Source organism: Devosia aquimaris, from assembly GCF_020169335.1.
Lineage (GTDB): Bacteria > Pseudomonadota > Alphaproteobacteria > Rhizobiales > Devosiaceae > Devosia > Devosia aquimaris.
Genome location: NZ_JAIEZN010000002.1, coordinates 374,361 through 391,307, shown reverse-complemented (window position 1 = coordinate 391,307; position 16,947 = coordinate 374,361). Strand labels below are relative to the sequence as shown.

21 protein-coding genes are annotated in these 16,947 nt (G+C 63.1%); 11 read left to right on the top strand and 10 right to left on the bottom strand.

All coding sequences use genetic code 11. The features are described from left to right. Positions 1-14: 14 nt before the first annotated feature. Positions 15-1,313: an RsmB/NOP family class I SAM-dependent RNA methyltransferase gene (locus K1177_RS14735; protein WP_224704126.1), complete on the bottom strand. Its 1,299-nt coding sequence runs from the start codon at positions 1,311-1,313 to the stop codon at positions 15-17. Positions 1,314-1,322: 9 nt separating this feature from the next. Beyond that, the gene (htpX, locus tag K1177_RS14730; RefSeq protein WP_224704125.1) at positions 1,323-2,306 is read right to left on the bottom strand and encodes a zinc metalloprotease HtpX; all 984 of its coding nucleotides are present in this window, start codon (positions 2,304-2,306) and stop codon (positions 1,323-1,325) included. A gap of 111 nt (positions 2,307-2,417) precedes the next feature. Between htpX and K1177_RS14725 the strand changes: the two genes are divergently transcribed. Further along, positions 2,418-2,639, top strand: coding sequence for a DUF1674 domain-containing protein (locus K1177_RS14725; RefSeq protein ID WP_224704124.1), 222 nt, complete (start codon positions 2,418-2,420; stop codon positions 2,637-2,639). Positions 2,640-2,656: 17 nt separating this feature from the next. On the opposite strand, the gene K1177_RS14720 is transcribed toward K1177_RS14725, so the two are convergent. The 6 genes from K1177_RS14720 to ccmA form a co-directional block, all read right to left on the bottom strand. Next, a complete protein-coding gene (locus K1177_RS14720; RefSeq protein ID WP_224704123.1) occupies positions 2,657-2,800 on the bottom strand; it encodes a Flp family type IVb pilin in 144 nt (47 codons plus the stop codon). Positions 2,801-3,084: 284 nt separating this feature from the next. After that, complete coding sequence (locus K1177_RS14715) at positions 3,085-3,621, bottom strand: DsbE family thiol:disulfide interchange protein (protein WP_224704122.1); 537 nt, start codon at positions 3,619-3,621, stop codon at positions 3,085-3,087. Next, complete coding sequence (gene ccmD / locus K1177_RS14710) at positions 3,618-3,794, bottom strand: heme exporter protein CcmD (protein ID WP_224704121.1); 177 nt, start codon at positions 3,792-3,794, stop codon at positions 3,618-3,620. Before ccmD ends, K1177_RS14715 begins: the two co-directional genes overlap by 4 nt. Continuing rightward, a complete protein-coding gene (locus K1177_RS14705) occupies positions 3,791-4,552 on the bottom strand; it encodes a heme ABC transporter permease (protein WP_224704120.1) in 762 nt (253 codons plus the stop codon). The genes ccmD and K1177_RS14705 overlap by 4 nt, the downstream gene beginning before the upstream one ends. Before the next feature lie 12 nt (positions 4,553-4,564). Continuing rightward, positions 4,565-5,218, bottom strand: coding sequence for a heme exporter protein CcmB (gene ccmB / locus K1177_RS14700; RefSeq protein WP_224704119.1), 654 nt, complete (start codon positions 5,216-5,218; stop codon positions 4,565-4,567). Then, positions 5,215-5,847, bottom strand: a complete 633-nt coding sequence (gene ccmA, locus K1177_RS14695) for a heme ABC exporter ATP-binding protein CcmA (RefSeq protein ID WP_224704118.1) — start codon at positions 5,845-5,847, stop codon at positions 5,215-5,217. Before ccmA ends, ccmB begins: the two co-directional genes overlap by 4 nt. Before the next feature lie 171 nt (positions 5,848-6,018). Here ccmA and acnA point away from each other — a divergent pair, with 171 nt between their 5' ends. From acnA to K1177_RS14675, 4 genes are all read left to right on the top strand, one after another. Continuing rightward, positions 6,019-8,691 (top strand): aconitate hydratase AcnA, encoded by a 2,673-nt coding sequence (gene acnA / locus K1177_RS14690; RefSeq protein ID WP_224704117.1) that lies wholly within the window; start codon positions 6,019-6,021, stop codon positions 8,689-8,691. 131 nt (positions 8,692-8,822) lie between these two features. Next, positions 8,823-9,563 (top strand): DUF1223 domain-containing protein, encoded by a 741-nt coding sequence (locus K1177_RS14685; protein ID WP_224704116.1) that lies wholly within the window; start codon positions 8,823-8,825, stop codon positions 9,561-9,563. Positions 9,564-9,863: 300 nt separating this feature from the next. Beyond that, positions 9,864-10,253 carry a DUF2794 domain-containing protein gene (locus tag K1177_RS14680; protein WP_396120221.1) on the top strand — a complete coding sequence of 130 codons (390 nt, stop codon included), beginning with the start codon at positions 9,864-9,866 and terminating at the stop codon, positions 10,251-10,253. Between the two features lie 42 nt (positions 10,254-10,295). Further along, positions 10,296-10,715 (top strand): GNAT family N-acetyltransferase, encoded by a 420-nt coding sequence (locus tag K1177_RS14675; protein WP_224704115.1) that lies wholly within the window; start codon positions 10,296-10,298, stop codon positions 10,713-10,715. A 6-nt stretch (positions 10,716-10,721) separates the two neighbouring features. Here the strand turns inward: K1177_RS14675 and K1177_RS14670 are convergent, their stop codons facing one another. Together K1177_RS14670 and K1177_RS14665 are read right to left on the bottom strand one after the other, a co-directional pair. Beyond that, on the bottom strand, positions 10,722-11,231 hold the full coding sequence (locus tag K1177_RS14670) for a GNAT family N-acetyltransferase (RefSeq protein WP_224704114.1): 510 nt from the start codon (positions 11,229-11,231) through the stop codon (positions 10,722-10,724). A gap of 132 nt (positions 11,232-11,363) precedes the next feature. Beyond that, on the bottom strand, positions 11,364-12,056 hold the full coding sequence (locus tag K1177_RS14665) for a Bax inhibitor-1/YccA family protein (RefSeq protein WP_318153307.1): 693 nt from the start codon (positions 12,054-12,056) through the stop codon (positions 11,364-11,366). A 272-nt stretch (positions 12,057-12,328) separates the two neighbouring features. Here K1177_RS14665 and thpR point away from each other — a divergent pair, with 272 nt between their 5' ends. The 6 genes from thpR (at position 12,329) to K1177_RS14635 (ending at position 16,938) form a co-directional block, all read left to right on the top strand. Then, complete coding sequence (thpR, locus tag K1177_RS14660; protein ID WP_224704112.1) at positions 12,329-12,868, top strand: RNA 2',3'-cyclic phosphodiesterase; 540 nt, start codon at positions 12,329-12,331, stop codon at positions 12,866-12,868. A 244-nt stretch (positions 12,869-13,112) separates the two neighbouring features. After that, positions 13,113-13,634, top strand: coding sequence for an invasion associated locus B family protein (locus tag K1177_RS14655; protein ID WP_224704111.1), 522 nt, complete (start codon positions 13,113-13,115; stop codon positions 13,632-13,634). Positions 13,635-13,726: 92 nt separating this feature from the next. Then, positions 13,727-14,230, top strand: a complete 504-nt coding sequence (locus K1177_RS14650; protein ID WP_224704110.1) for an invasion associated locus B family protein — start codon at positions 13,727-13,729, stop codon at positions 14,228-14,230. Between the two features lie 142 nt (positions 14,231-14,372). Further along, positions 14,373-15,581, top strand: coding sequence for a 23S rRNA (adenine(2503)-C(2))-methyltransferase RlmN (gene rlmN, locus K1177_RS14645; RefSeq protein ID WP_224704109.1), 1,209 nt, complete (start codon positions 14,373-14,375; stop codon positions 15,579-15,581). Between the two features lie 58 nt (positions 15,582-15,639). Further along, positions 15,640-16,149, top strand: coding sequence for a Panacea domain-containing protein (locus K1177_RS14640; RefSeq protein WP_224704108.1), 510 nt, complete (start codon positions 15,640-15,642; stop codon positions 16,147-16,149). A gap of 51 nt (positions 16,150-16,200) precedes the next feature. Next, positions 16,201-16,938, top strand: coding sequence for a hypothetical protein (locus K1177_RS14635; RefSeq protein ID WP_224704107.1), 738 nt, complete (start codon positions 16,201-16,203; stop codon positions 16,936-16,938). Positions 16,939-16,947: the final 9 nt, after the last annotated feature.

Here is a 16,947-nt window from a genome sequence, read left to right as displayed (position 1 = left end):
CTCTCTTTTGCTTCTTATGTCCGACGGAAGCGGGCGACGAAGAAACCGTCCATGCCGCCGTCCCGTCCGCCCGGGTTCATGCCCGGATGTGTCCTGACCAGACCCCGATCGGAAACCGCCTGTTCGAGGCCCGGCAGATCGCCCGCGGCCACGGGCCAGAGCTTGAGACCGGGCAGCGATTCGAGCGCCCAGTCGACCTGCTCCTCGCCTTCGGCGGGTTCGAGCGAACACACGCAATAGATCAGCACGCCACCGGTATCAAGACAACGATAGGCATTGGCCAGAAGCGCGCGCTGCAGGCGCATGCGGCCGGCGACGTCGCCCACCGAGCGATGCCAGATCACTTCGGGGTGGCGGCGGAAGGTGCCGGTGGCCGAGCAGGGGGCATCGAGCAGCACGCCCCTGTAGGGGCTGGCGGGGGCATAATTGCCCGCGTCGGCAACCACGGTTTCGGCGCTGTAGTTGAGGCGGCCGAGATTCTCGCGCAGGCGTTCCATGCGCTTGGCATCGCTGTCGAGCGCCGTCACGGCATAGCCGGCCTTGACCAGCTGCGCCGTCTTGCCGCCGGGGGCGGCACAGAGATCGAGCACGCGGTCGCCGGGCTCGAGGCCAAGCAGGCGTGCGGGAATGGCCGAGGCCGTGTCCTGCACCCACCATTGCCCCTCGGCAAAGCCGGGCAGGGCCTCGACCGGTCGGTCGCGCTGCTCGATGCGCACGGTGTCGGCCAGCACGGGCTGGGCGCCCAGCGCCTCGATCAGCTCGGCATCGTCGGTCTTGAGGGTGAGGTCGAGCGGGGCGCCGGCCAGAAGCGCCGCCGAGAAGCCGGAAATGGCCTCTTCGCCATAGGCGTCCAGCCAGGTATCGCCAAAAGTGTCGGGGATCAGCAGATCATCGCTCAGCATGCCGAACTTGGCCGAATTGGCCTGGGCGCTGCGCAGCACGGCATTGATGAGGCCGCTGAGGTGCCTTGCCTTGGGGTCGCGCTTGACGGCCTCGACGGCCAGGAACAGCGCGCTATGGGCGCCCAGATCGGGCAGGAACACCAGTTGCGCCAGGCTCAGGCGCAGCACAGCCTCGAAGGTGCCGGACTTGCCCGGCATGCCCTTGTCGAGCAGGGCATGGATGATGAAGTTGAGCTGGCCATGGCGGCGCAGGGCGGTGGTGATCAGCCGGTTGGCGAGGGCGCGGTCGCGCCCGTCAGCCAGGTCGGCCTGGGTCAGGGGAGCAAAGTTCTCCCCGGCCAGAACGGATTTCAGCCGCTGTGCGGCGACGAGGCGGAGCTTGAGCCCCGCCGGTTCAGGTTTGTAAGCCACGCTTCTTTTCTATCCCCAGGGACCGCGTTGTCCGCCGTCCTCGTCGGTCCGTCCGACGGTCGGCACGCGCCAGCCGCCGCCAATGTCGCGACCGGTGCTGGTCGGGGCTGGGCGCGGCTGAGGCCTGCGGCCCTTATCGTCCACATGCATGGATGCTGCAAGCGCGCGCAGCGCTTCAATGCGATTGCCGGTGTCCGGGTGGGTGGAAAACAGATTGTCCATGCGCTGCCCGGAGAGCGGATTGACGATGTACATATGGGCCATGGCCGGGTTGCGCTCGGCCGCGACATTGACCTCGCGGCCCGCCAGGGTGGCGATCTTGTGCAGGGCCGAGGCCAGGGCCAGCGGGTCGCTGGAGATCTCGGCGCCGATGCGATCTGCCTCGTATTCGCGGGTGCGGCTCACCGCCATCTGCACCAGCATGGCGGCCATGGGGGCCAGGAACACCATCAGCAGCGCGCCGATGCCGCCCAGCGGATTGTCGCGGCGGTCACCGCCACCAAAGAACAGGCCGAACTGGGCCAGGGCCGAAATGGCGCCGGCAAAGGTGGCCGTGATGGTCATGGTCAGCGTGTCGCGATTGCGGATATGGGCCAGTTCATGGGCCACGACCGCGGCCACTTCGCGCGTTTCGAGATGGCGCAGCAGGCCCGTCGAGACGGCGACGGCCGCGTTCTGCGGATTGCGGCCGGTGGCAAAGGCATTGGGCTGGTCAGACTGGATCAGATAGACCGCCGGGGTCGGCAGGCCGGCCTTGCGCGAAAGAATATCGACCATATCATAGAGCTCGGGCACGCGACTGCGCTCCACCGGCACGGCGTTCTGCATGCGCAGCACCATTTTGTCGGAGTTCCAGTAGCCGAAGAGATTGGTCGCCAGCGCGAACAGGAAGGCGATCACCATGCCGCTGGTGCCGCCAATGAAATAGCCCACGACCATGAACAGCGCGGTCAGCGCGGCCAGAAGAACGGTAGTGCGAAAGGCGTTGAACATCGGAAGCCCTTGGGTTCGTGGTGTCGAACAATTATGTTGGGTCAATGGCGGCCCGGTGCAAGCGGGTTGCACAAGATGTCATCAGACCCCTGTTGGGTTGCGGAAATGAGCATGACTGACAAGACAAGCCCGGACGACAATCAGACCCCAGCTGAAACGCCAAGACCGCCGCTGAGCGCGGCAGCCAAGCGCGCGCTGGCCGAAGCCGAGGCGCGGCGCCAGGCGATCGACGCCAAGGGCGCCTTTGCGCAAAAGGAAGTGGGCGGCCGCGGCGGGCTGGAACCGGCGCGCTATGGCGACTGGGAGATCAAGGGACTCACCAGCGACTTCTGAGCCGTCGCAGGTCATGCTCAGTCGAGAAAATCGGCGAGGCTGTAGCCGGCGGCCGAGACGGCAAAGGTCATCACCACCACCAGAATGGCCGCGATCAGGGCATATTCCACGGGCGTGACCCCGGCCTCGTCGCGGATGAAATTCTTGATGGTCTTCGACATGATACGCCCTGAACACGCAAACTATGCCAAGAGCATGGCAAGGTCGGCCTGAACCCAGGCTGAACGCAGCGAGATCGTCTTAATCTCTACTGGGTCTGCGGTTCCTTCACATCCCTCCCCACCCCGGGTCGCGCCTCGGCGCGCCCGAGTGCAAGCTCTTGAAGGGAGGGACCGAGGGAGGGGGGCCGTCAGTCGCCCGCAGAACCACCTCCACCCCGATTCCCCTCAAGCGAGAGGGGGCGACGGAACTACGTCAATCTGACCTTGAAACAATCCAGGACAGGTCAGTTCCGCGCCTTGGCGATGGCGGGCAGCAAATCGGTCTCGAAGGATTGCGGATCGAGCGGGCCGACATGCTTGAAGGTGATGATCCCTTCGGCATTGACCACAAAGGTCTCCGGCACTCCATAGACGCCCCAGTCGATGGAGACGCGGCGATCGCGATCGGCGCCCACGGCGTCATAGGGATTGCCCAGTTCTTCGAGAAAGGCCCGGGCATTTTCCGGCGCATCGGCCTGGTTGATGCCGAGCAGGCGCACCTCTGTGACATCCTTGAGCGCCATCAGCAGGGGATGTTCGGCGCGGCAGGGAATGCACCAGCTGGCAAAGACATTGACCACGCTGACCTGGCCCTTGAGCGCTTCGGTGTCAAAGCCGGGCACGCCCAGGCCGTCGACCGCGGGCATGGCGAAGGCCGGGGCGGGCTTGTCGATCAGCACCGAGCGGACGAGATTGGGGTCGCGGTTGATCGAGCCGGCAAACACCGCCACCAGGGCAATCAGGGCGATCAGCGGCAGGCCAAAGAGCACATAGCGCATCATGGGGTGGTGCCCGCCGGGCGCTGGCGGCGCGGGTCGCGGGCCTCGAGGCGGCTGAGTTCGCTGGCCGTGCGGCGGGCGTCAAACAGCGTCCAGGCAATCAGCCCGGCAATGCCGAGCATCACGCCGATATAGGCCCAGATGATGAAGACGGCGTGTGGTCCCAGATCGATCATGCCGGGCCTCCCTGGGCCAGGCGACGCTTGAGCGTCATTACCCGGCGGCGCTTGACCTCGGTGTGCATGGCCTTGAGGTGGAGGACCAGGAACAGGAATGTAAACGCGAAAAACATCACGAACAGCGGCACGAGGATCGACATCGGCATGCGCGGGCCATCGGGGCGGAAAACGCTGGCCGGCTGGTGCAGCGTGCTCCACCAGTCGACCGAGAATTTGATGATGGGAATGTTGATGGCGCCCACCAGGGTAAAGACGGCGATGACGCGGGCGGCGCGGAGCTGGTCGTCAAAGGCGCGCCACAGCGCGACCAGGCCCAGATAGATCAGCAGCAGCACCAGGGTCGAGGTCATGCGGCCGTCCCATTCCCAGAAGGTGCCCCAGGTGGGGCGGCCCCACAGGGCGCCGGTGAACAGGGCCAGCGCGGTGAACAGCGCGCCCAGGGGGGCGGCGGCCTTCATGGAGACATCGGCCATGGGGTGGCGCCAGACCAGCGTGCCCAGGGCCGAGACGCTCATGATGGCGTAGACGAACTGGCTCAGCCAGGCATTGGGCACGTGGACATACATGATGCGCACGGTGTCGCCCATCTGGTAGTCCTCGGGCGAATTGAAGAAGGCAAACCAGAAGCCGAGCACGAAGAGCACGGCGGTCAGGATCACCAGCGGCCAGAGCAGCGGCGTGGTCCAGGCGACGAATTGCCCCGGATTGGCCATCCGGTTCCACCAATTGAGCCTGGGTTCGGTATCTGGGGTCATGGGATCAGTGCTCTAGTCTTCAGCCGAGCTTATCGCAAGCGCGGCAGCAAAGGGAGCCAAGGCCACGGCCATGAGGCTCAATGCCGCAAGAAACAATGTCGCCGCGCCCGATTGCGGCGAGGTGATGCTGCCCACGCCAAAGATCAGCACGGGGATGGACAGCGGCGCGATCAGGATGGGCGCGATCAGCCCGCCGCGGCGGATCGAGACAGTGACCGCCGCGCCAATGGCGCCAAAGGCGGCCAGCGCCGGTGTGCCCAGGGCCAGCGAGATCATGGTGCGTCCGAAACTGTCGAGGTCCATGGCCAGCAGCACCGCCAGAACCGGGGTCGCCAGCAGCAGCGGCACGGCCGAGACCAGCCAGTGGACGATCAGCTTGGCGGCAACGATGGCGCTGAGCGGCAGCTCGGCCTGGCGCAGCAGCACCAGGGCGCCATCCTCATGGTCGGGACGGAACAGGCGCTCGAGGCCAAGCAGCATGGCCAGGAACGCCGCGATCCAGACAATGCCGGGGGCAATGGCGGCCAGCAGGGTTCGGTCGGGCCCGACGGCAAAGGGCACGATGGCGCCCACGATGATGAAGAACAGCACCAGCGTCAGCACATCGCCGCCGCCACGCAGGGACAGGCGCAGTTCGCGGCGCAGCATGGCGGCAAATCCACTCATGGCGCGCGCTCCAGCTGCAGCACGCCCAGACGTGTGGGGTCGGACAGGGTAATGGGGTCGTGCGTCGCCGCGATGGCGAGGCCCCCCATGCCGAGGTGCCGATCCAGCAGGCGCGTCACCAGCGCATGGCCTTCGGTGTCGAGCGCGGCGGTGGGTTCGTCGAGCAGCCATACCGGCCGCAGGCTGACCAGGAGGCGCGCCAGCGCCAAGCGGCGCGACTGGCCGGCGGACAAGAAACCGGCGTCCAGCCCATCGAGCGTGCCCAGGCCCACTTCGGCCAGGGCCTCGCGTGGCGCCATGCCGGTGGGGCCGTTGATTTCGGCCCAGAAACTGAGGTCTTCGAGTACGGTCAGCCGCGCCTTGATGGCGTTGCGATGGCCGCAATAATGCAGCCAGCGTGTGTCGGGATCGGCACCCTCGGCGGCAAAGCTGCCGGCCAGGGGCGCGATGACGCCGGCCAGGGTCAGCAGCAGCGTGGTCTTGCCGGTGCCATTGGGGCCGCGCAGCAGCAGGGCATGGCCGTTGGCCAGCTCAAAGCCGATGTCGGTGGACAGCGCAATGCCGCCACGGCCACAGCTGAGGCCGCTCGCAGACAGGCGCAGGGGGGAAAAGACTTGCCGATCAGTCATGACCCCTTCTCGTATTGAACCACGGGTCGGGCTGGCAAGCCCATTCGTCTTTCTCTATAAGCGCCTATAGATTGGAGTCATTCCAGGAAAGGCGGCGCATTTGGACGGTTGCGCGGGCGAAAGTCCCAAACCGGAGCGTCTGCCGCAACACCAGATGACGGGCGGAACAAAGTGACCTCGGTAAACAGCTTCAAGTCCAAATCGACCCTTGTGGTCGGCGGCAAGACCTACACCTATTACTCCATCGCGGAAGCGGAAAAGAACGGCCTCAAGGGCGTCTCCAGCCTGCCGCATTCGATGAAGGTGGTGCTCGAGAACCTGCTGCGGTTCGAAGACAACCGCACCGTGACCAAGGCCGATATCGAGGCCGTGGCCACCTGGCTGGTCACCCGCACCTCCGAGCACGAAATCTCCTACCGCCCGGCTCGCGTGTTGATGCAGGATTTCACCGGCGTCCCCGCCGTGGTGGATCTGGCCGCCATGCGCGACGCCACTGCCAAGCTGGGTGCCGATCCGCAGAAGATCAACCCGCTGGTGCCCGTCGATCTGGTCATCGACCACTCGGTGATGGTGGACAATTTCGGCACGCCCATGGCCTTTGGCCAGAACGTCGAGCTCGAATATGAGCGCAATGGCGAACGCTATGAGTTCCTGCGCTGGGGCCAGTCGGCCTTTGACAATTTCCGCGTCGTGCCTCCCGGCACCGGCATCTGCCACCAGGTGAACCTGGAATATCTCGCCCAGACGGTGTGGACCAAGACCGAGAATGGCGAGACCGTCGCCTATCCGGACACGCTGGTGGGCACCGATTCTCACACCACCATGGTCAACGGCCTGGCCGTTCTGGGCTGGGGCGTCGGCGGCATCGAGGCCGAGGCGGCCATGCTGGGCCAGCCGATCACCATGCTGATCCCCGAAGTGGTGGGCTTCAAACTCACCGGCAAGATCAATGAAGGCATCACCGCAACCGACCTGGTGCTGACCGTCACCGAAATGCTGCGCAAGAAGGGCGTGGTCGGCAAGTTCGTCGAGTTCTACGGCCCGGGCCTGGATTACCTCAGCCTTGAAGACCAGGCGACCATCGCCAACATGGCCCCCGAATATGGCGCCACCTGCGGCTATTTCCCGGTCGATGCCGACACGCTGAAATACCTGACCACCTCGGGCCGCGATGCCGATCGCGTGGCGCTGGTCGAGGCCTATTCCAAGGCCCAGGGCATGTTCCGCGAAACCAATTCGCCCGACCCGGTGTTCACCTCGACCCTCGAGCTCGACCTCACCACCGTTGTGCCGTCGATCTCGGGTCCCAAGCGCCCGCAGGACCGTATCGCGCTCGATCAGGCCAAGGACAAGTTCGTCACCGGCCTGCCCAAGGAATTCGGCAAGACCGACAATCCGCGCATTGCTGTTGACGGCACCGATTACGCAATCGGTCACGGAGATGTGGTGATTGCGGCTATCACCTCGTGCACCAATACGTCCAATCCGTCCGTGCTGGTGGCAGCAGGTCTGGTGGCCCGCAAGGCCCGTGCGCTGGGGCTGGATTCCAAGCCCTGGGTCAAGACCTCGCTCGCCCCCGGCAGCCAGGTGGTGACCGATTATCTCGATAGCGCAGGGCTTTCCGAAGACCTCGACGCCATCGGCTTCAATCTCGTGGGCTATGGCTGCACCACCTGTATCGGCAACTCCGGCCCGCTGCCGGCCGAGATCTCCAAGGCCGTGCAATCAGGCGATCTGGTCGCCGCTTCGGTGCTCTCGGGCAACCGCAATTTCGAAGGCCGCGTGAACCCCGACGTCAAGGCGAACTTCCTCGCCTCGCCGCCGCTGGTGGTTGCCTATGCCATTGCCGGCTCTATGAATATCGACATCACCAAGGATGCCATCGGCACCTCCAAGGATGGCAAGCCGGTCTATCTCAAGGACATTTGGCCGACCAATCACGAGGTCGCCGAGATCGTGCGCACCCATGTGACCAAGGAGATGTTCCAGGGTCGCTATTCGGACGTGTTCAAGGGCGACAAGAACTGGCAGGGCATCGCCGTCGATGGTGGCGAGACCTACAAGTGGAATTCCTCGTCCACCTATGTGCAGAACCCGCCCTATTTCGAGGGCATGTCGATGGAACCCAAGCCGATCACCAATGTGGACAATGCCAAGATCCTGGCACTGTTCCTGGATTCAATCACCACCGACCACATCTCGCCCGCGGGGTCGTTCAAGGCCAGCACCCCGGCCGGCAAATATCTTGAAGAGCGCCAGGTGGCGCCGCGTGACTTCAACTCCTATGGCGCCCGTCGCGGCAACCATGAGGTGATGATGCGCGGCACGTTCGCCAATATCCGCATCAAGAACCAGATGCTCAATGGCGTCGAAGGTGGCTACACCAAGGGCCCCGATGGCAGCCAGATGACCATCTATGATGCCGCCATGGCCTATCAGGCCGCCGGCACGCCGCTGGTGATCTTTGCCGGCAAGGAATATGGCACGGGTTCGAGCCGTGACTGGGCCGCCAAGGGCACGAACCTGTTGGGCGTGCGCGCCGTGATTGCCCAGTCCTTCGAGCGCATCCACCGCTCCAACCTGGTGGGCATGGGCGTGATCCCGCTGCAGTTCGAAGAGGGCACCAGCTGGCAGAGCCTGGGCCTGGATGGCAGCGAGACCGTCACCATCGCCGGCGTCACCGAAATCACGCCGCGCGCCATGGTCACCGTCAAGATCACCCGCGCCGATGGCAGCGAGCTCTCGGTCGAGACGCGCTGCCGTATCGATACGGCCAATGAGCTGGACTACTACAAGAACGGCGGCATCCTGCAGTATGTGCTGCGCAGCCTGGTTGCCGCATAAGCGGAAATGCAGCCTGCATGAGACGATGGCGGACCTCCGGGGTCGCCATTTTTCGTTGGGCGAAAGGAATATCGGCTTTCTCACCCTCTTTTGACTAGCGAGTCCGGTCGGCGGCGGCTTACAACCTTGCCATGATCTTCCGGCCCGCCGTTTCAGCCCTGCTGGGCACACTCCTGGTTGCGCTGAGCCTGGCCCTTCCGGCCAGCGCCGACAGCCTGCGCGTGCAGCCCAAGGCGGTGGTAGAGCTGTTCACCAGCCAGGGTTGCTCGTCCTGCCCGCCGGCCGACGCGCTTTTGACCAGCCTGTCCGAGCGTGGCGACGTGCTGGCGCTGGCCTATCACGTTGATTATTGGGACTATGTTGGCTGGAAGGACACTTTCGGTTCTCCCGCCTATTCGGACCGCCAGCGCGCCTATGCGCAGAGCTGGGGCTCCTCGCGCATCTATACGCCGCAGATGGTGGTCAATGGCGCCATCGGTGTGGTGGGGTCCAGGCGCAACGAGGTCAACGGGGCCATCGACCGGGCGCAGTTGCCGCTGGACGTGGCGGTGACGCAGGACCGCAACATGCTCAAGGTTTCCATTCCGGCCGACACCGCGCTCAACGATGCCGTGGTGTGGCTGGTGACCTATATCAACCGCGCCGATGTCGATATTGCCGAGGGCAATAATGCCGGCAAGTCGATGGTCTATACCCAGGTGGTGACGGGCCGGCAGGCGCTGGGCCTGTGGGAGAGCAATAGCGGCGCAAGCCTCAAGCTGCCCATTCCCGAGATGCTGGCCGATACCAGCAATGGCATCGCCGTGATCGTGCAGCAGGAGCACAATGGCCTGCCCGGGCCTATCCTTGGCGCGGCCGCTTTCGAGCGCTGAGCGGCCCGCTATCGCGCCACCAGACGGGCAAGAAAAAGCCCCGACCTTTGGGGGAAAGGTCAGGGCAAGTCGCATAGGTCATAAAGAATGACGGGCGGACACCTAAGCTTCAGGTTTGGGGGCTCAGTCGGCTCAGGTGCCCGCCACTGGAGGCAATGCTCACAAACTGACATCCCATTCTGGCGCCATCAGGGAAGAAATGTGACGATATTGGGGATTTTGTGCCACGACGGAGCCCCTTGCGCCTGGGCGCAAATGCCGCAATCATGACGGTTCGTTGACACGGGAGCATCCGGACCGGTGCAGGGCCGCACACCGAACGACAAAGCCGTACCGCTCTCGCTGGTGCATGCCGGCGAGCCTGTTGCAAATGCGGCGTCGAGCAAGCCGCCTGTCATCACCGCCTTTGATCGCAAGGAACTGGCGCAGATCCTGGCCATCTATGGCCGCAAGGTCGGGCAGGGCGAGTGGCGCGACTATGCCATGGATTTCCTGCGCGATCGGGCTGTGTTCTCGGTCTATGCGCGGGTGTCAGAGCGGCCCCTGTTCATCATCGAGAAGACGCCCAAGCTGCGCAATCGACAGGGGCAGTATAGCGTCACCAACCAGCAGGGCCGTATTCTCAAGCGCGGGCATGAGCTGGGCCTGGTGCTGCGCGTGCTCGATCCGCAGCTGGCGGTGGTGGGATAGGTGGTGGCGATCCGGCCCGCGCTTGCGGCGGACGCACCGGCCATGAGCGCTGTGCTCATGGCCTCGATCACCGAACTGTGCGCCAGCGACCACAAGAACGATCCGGAAGCCATCGCGCGCTGGACGGCCAACAAGTCGCCCGACGGCGTGCTGGCGATGCTGGACGATGCTGAACTGACGATGCTGGTTGCCGAGCGCGACGGCGCCGTCGTGGCGGTGGGTGCCGTGCGGGGCGCGGAGGTGGCGCTCAACTATGTGGCGCCGCAAGCGCGGCGCAGCGGCGTCAGCAAGGCGCTGCTGGGGGCCATGGAGGCGCATATGCGCGCTCAGGGCGTGACGCAGGCGCATCTGACCAGCACCTATACGGCAGCCGACTTCTATCGTGCCATGGGCTGGACAGCCGATGCCGCGCCGGTTGCCTGCATGGGCGGCACGGGGCTGGCCATGCACAAGCCGCTCTAGCGGGGTCTAGAGTGCCAGCTGCAGGTGCACGATGTCGTGCCAGCGGTCAAACTTGTAGCCAACCGCCTCATAGCGCCCGACGTGGCGGAAACCGAATTTTTCGTGGATGGCGATGGAATTGGCGGTGTCTGCGGTGATGACGGCAATCATCTGCTTGAAGCCGAAGGCGCGCGACTGCGCCAGCAGTTCGGTCAGCAGTGCCTTGCCCAGGCCACGCCCCTTGAGGTCGGGACGCAGATAGATCGAATCCTCACAGGTGAAGCGGTACGCGGCGCGCGGCCGATAGAAGCTGGCATAGGCATAGCCAACGGTTTCGCCGTCCAATTCGGCAATGATCAGGGGATGGCCGAGCCGCTTGAGCCCGGCATATTTCTCGGCGATGGCCTCTTCGCCCGGCACTTCGGTGTCGAAGGTGATCGCGGTCTGTTCGACGTAATGCTTGTAGATCGCCGTGATCGCGGGGACGTCGCTCCAGACAAAGGGGCGCAGGATCGGCTGGGGCTGGAATTCGGACATGGCTTGGACGGGTGCTCGACAGGCAAACAAAAAGACCGCAGCCCTTGTAGGCTGCGGTCCGGATCATCGTCCAACCAAATTGCTTGATAGCAGCATCAAGCCAGCTTGATGCCATTACCAGGCTGGCGATGCTTACTCGCGGTTGCCGAACAGGCGGAGCAGCATCATGAACAGGTTGATGAAGTCGAGGTAGAGGCTGAGCGCGCCCATCACGGCACCCTTGGCCAGCACATCGGCGCCATAGGACTCCGAATAGCCTTCCTTGATCTTCTGCGTGTCATAGGCGGTCAGGCCGACAAAGATCAGCACGCCCACAGCCGAGATGGCAAACTCGAGCATGGAGGACTGCATGAAGATGTTGACCAGCGACGCGATGATCAGGCCGATCAGACCCATCATCAGGAAGCTGCCCATCTGGGTCAGGTCACGCTTGGTGGTGTAGCCGTAAAGGCTCATCGCACCAAAGGTCGCGGCGGTGATGAAGAACACCTTGGCGATCGAAGCGTCGGTATAGACCAGGAAGATGGACGACAGCGACAGGCCCATGATGGCAGCAAAGCCCCAGAACGTGGCCTGGGCGGCCGGCACGGAGAGCTTGTTGATGCCAAAGCTGAGCACCAGCACAAAGGCGAGCGGCGCCAGCATCACCACCCACTGCAGCGGGCTGGCGAACAGCAGGTAACCCCACTGGGTGAGCATGGTGCCGTTGTTCAGCGTGGCAACGGCGGCGTCGGGATTGGTGGTGACGGCGGCAGCGGCGGCAAACCAGGCTGCCAGGCCGGTCACGACAAGACCAATACCCATGTAATTGTAAACTCGCAGCATGTAGCTGCGCAAACCTTCGTCAATGGCCAAGGCCGATCCGGCCCGTGCTCCGAGGGTCTGGCGGTCATATTGAGCCAATTTCGGTTCCTTTCGATCATGGAGCGGTGTTTTTACCGCCGGTGGGCACTAACTGCCACTTGCCGATCAATATGGATGGCCCCCCGGGGGTTTACAAGACTTGATGGAAGAGTGCGACGAAACGACTGGCCGGGGCGTTTTGCTGTGTTAGGCTGGGTGGCGAATCGTGCTGATCCCGAACAGAGGAGGGCCAAATGCCCAGGCTCTTCACCGGTCTAGAGGTCCCCGAGTCGGTGGCCTTTGCGCTCTCGCTCAAGCGGGGCGGACTGTCTGGCGCCCGCTGGATCGATACCGACAGCTATCACATAACGTTGAGATTCATCGGTGACGTCGATCACCAGACCGCCGACGAGGTGGCCGCCAGCCTGGACCGACTGTCCAATTCGATGCGTTTTGACGTGCGTCTGACCCATCTGGGCACCTTTGGCGGTGACAAGCCGCGGGCCCTGTTTGCAGGGGTGGAGCCCAGTGCCGCGCTCAGCCAGCTGCAGTCGGCGCATGAGCGGGTGTTGCAGCGGGCCGGCCTGCCGCCGGACGGGCGCAAGTTCGTGCCGCATGTGACGCTGGCGCGGCTACGCGGCTCAAGCGCCATGGATGCGGCGCGCTTCATGGCCGAGGCGGGCCGCTTCGAACCGCTGCAGTTTCCGGTGGGTCGCTTCGTGCTGTTTTCCAGCCGGGATTCGGTAGGCGGCGGGCCCTATGTTGTCGAGCAGAGCTATCCGCTGGCGGCCTGATCGCGCGCAAATGGACGGGGATCGGCCGCCGGGCTCACGGCATCGTTAGCGCGATGTTAACCCTGACGGCGCAAACCGGACAACACATGGCAGATGCTGCCAAAATCCCGCCGCGATTGGCCTGCTATTGATGCAAAAGCAATCTTATGCGGCGGCATTTGACACCTTGGTAACCATGTTGGGGGCAAACTTGGCGGGCAGTTCCCCCCGGCAGCGGACCTTCAAGATGAGGAAGAGATTGGCGATGACGATGAAATCCGGCAGTCTGGTTGCGGGCCTCGCGCTGGGCGCGATGATGGCCTTGGCCCCTGCCGCACAGGCACAGCAGGCCACCGAACTGGGTACCTTCAACGCCTGGAGCGCCTGGTCGGCGACCGATGCGAGCGGGCTGATCTGCTATATTTCGGCGACGCCGCAGAGCAGCGAGCCGGCGGGTGCCAACCGCGACCCGATCCATTTCATGATCATCCACCGCAAGGGCATGGGCACCAAGAACGAGGTGCAGACCATCATCGGCTATCCGTTCAACACCACCGATGCCAAGGCCAGTGCCACCATCGATGGCAAGTCCTACCCCATGGTCACCGAAGGCTCGGCGGCTTGGCTGGCCTCGACCGGTGATGAAGGCGGCTTTGTGCAGGCGTTCAAGGCGGGCAGCAAGCTGACCGTCAAGGGCACCAGCCAGCGCGGCACCAACACCACCGACAGCTATTCGCTCAGCGGCGCCACGGCCGCGATGAACGCGATCGACGCGGCCTGTAAATAAGCCGTCATTGCGGGTTGCCCCAGCCGGACAATCCGCCATAACTGGGCGCTGGGCCGAAGGGCCCGTCGCCTGATGTTCCTGCCGAGGCCCTGATGACCAAGTTCGCCGTCGCGCTCGCCCTTGTCGCCAGCCTGATTTCCACTGCTGCCGTCCAGGCCCAGCAGGTGCGGCTGCTGGGTGAGCATCGCGCCTGGTCGAGCTACAGCGCCAATGACACGACCGGCACGGTGTGCTTTGCCATGACCAAGCCGGAAAGCGTCGTCCCCACGCCCGACGGCTATACCCAGGCCTATGTCTATGTGACCAAGCGCCCGGCCGAAAATATCGACACCGAATTCAATCTGGTGGCCGGCTTTACCTTCCAGCCCGACAGCAAGGCCACGGTCAATGTGGGTGGTCAGGTGTTCAACCTGTTCACCCAGAATGACGCCGCCTGGCTCGACGACGCCGGCCAGGCTGCCACTTTGGCGTCTGCCATCCGCGCCGGTTCGAGCATGACCGTTGAAGGCGTTACGGCCGGCGGCATCAAGGTGACGCAAGCCTATTCGCTTTCGGGCGCCACCGCCGCGCAGCAGTCGATCGCCTCCGGCTGCTAGGCTTTTTCGTCCCATCAGCCCGGTCCGGCGGCTGGCGCAAAGCCGCCTCCCGCCGCCGTGACTTTGATAATTGCCGCCGGCTGTGCTATGGCGCGCAGGCTTTCCCGCATTGTTGCTGTCCTGAAGTGAACCTTGGCCTGCCATGAGCATCGCGCTGAACCTTGACCATTCGACCGCTGTCCGTCCGGCTGTCGCCAGCCGTCCCTCGCTGATCGGGCTAAGCAAGCCCGAGCTGGCGCAGGCCCTGACCACGGCCGGCATCGCCAGCGACAAGGAAGCGCGCATGCGGGCCAGCCAGTTGTGGAACTGGCTCTATGTGAATGGCACCACCGATTTCGAGCGCATGACCAATGTGGCCAAGCCGGTGCGCCAGAAGCTGAGCGATGCGTTCAACCTCGACCGCCCCGAGATCGTCTCTGAGCAGGTCTCGAGCGATGGCACGCGCAAATGGCTGTTCCGCTTTCGCGATCCGGCCAATCCCAACTATCCGCCGGTCGAAGTCGAGACCGTCTATATCCCTGAGGAAGACCGCGGCACGCTCTGCGTCTCCTCGCAGGTGGGCTGCACACTGACCTGTTCGTTCTGCCACACCGGCACGCAGAAGCTGGTGCGCAATCTCACCGCGGGCGAAATCCTAGGCCAGATCCTAATGGCGCGCGAGCGGCTGGGCGATTTCCCTGGCGGCGTGCGACCGGACGATGGCGGCCTGGTGCCGTCGGGCGAGACCCGCGCCATCACCAATATCGTGATGATGGGCATGGGCGAGCCGCTCTACAATTACGACAACGTCAAGCAGGCACTGCTGATCGCCTCGGCCGGTGACGGCATGAGCCTTTCCAAGCGCCGCATCACGCTGTCGACCTCGGGCGTGGTGCCCTATATCGAGCCGACCGGGCGCGAGATCGATGTCATGCTGGCGATCTCGCTGCATGCCACCAATAATGACCTGCGCGACGTTCTGGTGCCGATCAACAAGAAGTGGCCGCTCGAAGAGCTGCTCGAGGCCTGCCGCAACTATCCTGGCCTCTCCAATGCCCGCCGCATCACCTTTGAATATGTGATGCTCGATGGCATCAATGACAGCGATGCGGAAGCGCGCGAGCTGGTGCGGCTGCTGGCCGGCATTCCGGCCAAGATCAATTTGATTCCGTTCAATCCCTGGCCGGGCGCCAACTACGGCACCTCGCCCTCGAGCCGCATCGAGCGTTTTGCCGATATCGTCAACAAGGCCGGCTACGCGTCTCCCGTGCGCACCCCGCGCGGTCGTGACATCTTTGCTGCCTGCGGCCAGCTCAAGAGCGAAAGCGAACGGCTGAGCAAGAAAGACCGGGACGCGCTGGCGGGTGTTTAGCCTGTAATTGTGCTTGGCGTTGGCGCAGTATTGATTCGGGGAACAGGGTAGGTAAGGCATGTCCGCGCCATATGACGGCCGATTGATTGCCAACCTAGTGCTAGACTTGGGTGACCGTCACGAGGTGCCGGTGACACAAATGGTCTTGCTTAAGATAATCTACTTCTCACACGGATGGTATTTGGCTAGGACGGGACTGCCGTTCGTAAAGCAACAGTTTGAAGCGTGGAGGTATGGGCCTGTAGTCAAAGTCGTGCGCGATAGCTTCAAAGATTTTGGTTCGAAGCCGATTACCGCCAGGGCAAAAAAACTAAACATCTTCACGAACGAGTTTGAGGAGATCGTTGAGAGCATTCATGCCTCAGACCTCGAACATGTCGAGGCGATGTTTCGGACCTATTCGAAATACAACGGATGGGCGCTGTCAGATATGACACACGAACATGGGTCGCCTTGGGATGAAGTGTGGAACTCTTCAGAGCCAATTGGTCGACTGGGGATGCGAATACGTAATGAGGAAATCCGCAGTCACTTTGTTGCGCGACTCGGTCAAGGGCTTGTATCTTGAGGCATTGCTACTGCGGTGGAGGACGTTGTAGCGCCATCTGAGGAGACTACATTGTCTAGCTTTCTTCTGACCAACGTCCTTGATACCGCTAGAGCTCTGGGGCCTGATCCCTTCAGCGCAACTCCAAAATCTGTTCATGATTGGTTTCTTGAGCAGTATCTCAACAAACGAGGTGGAAGGTTTAACTACGATCCGGCCTTCCTAGCCGCCTATGACCTCTTCCGTGGCGCGGTAGGCAAGGATGAAGCCATTCGATACTGCCTTAGTAATGGAAATCCGAAGGGCAGAGAGCAAAATGCATCGGCTGTGAAGTCGATCGCTGACTATGCATTGGCGAATGTCTCAGTGTGCCACAAGATTGGCTTTCTGGCAGTCGAAGTGGGCCGGGCTTCTGGGAAGTCTGTTTTTGTCGGCATCAAAGCGCCGTTCATTCGCATTGATGGTCGTTCGGCAAATTTGGTAATGCCAGGATTTCGGATGTCACATGAGCCAAGTGAGCGAGAGATCGATGTGGCTTGCGCAATCACTAGCGCCCACTTAGCTCGCGATGACTATGAAGAGGCGGACATCGAATATTTATATGCGGGTCCAGGCGGCACAGGAAAGCGCTCCTTTCGTTCAATTCTTGGAAGAGATCGCCGTCTTCCAAGTATCGACGAGGTTGATCGCCTTCTTCAGGTATATGTTGAGGGCATTGATATGCTTATCCGGAGTGGCGAATCTGCGAGATCACCAAACTTCAGGGGCTATCAGAAGCGAAGCTTTGATCAACCCGGCTTTGCATGGTGATCGCCGGTC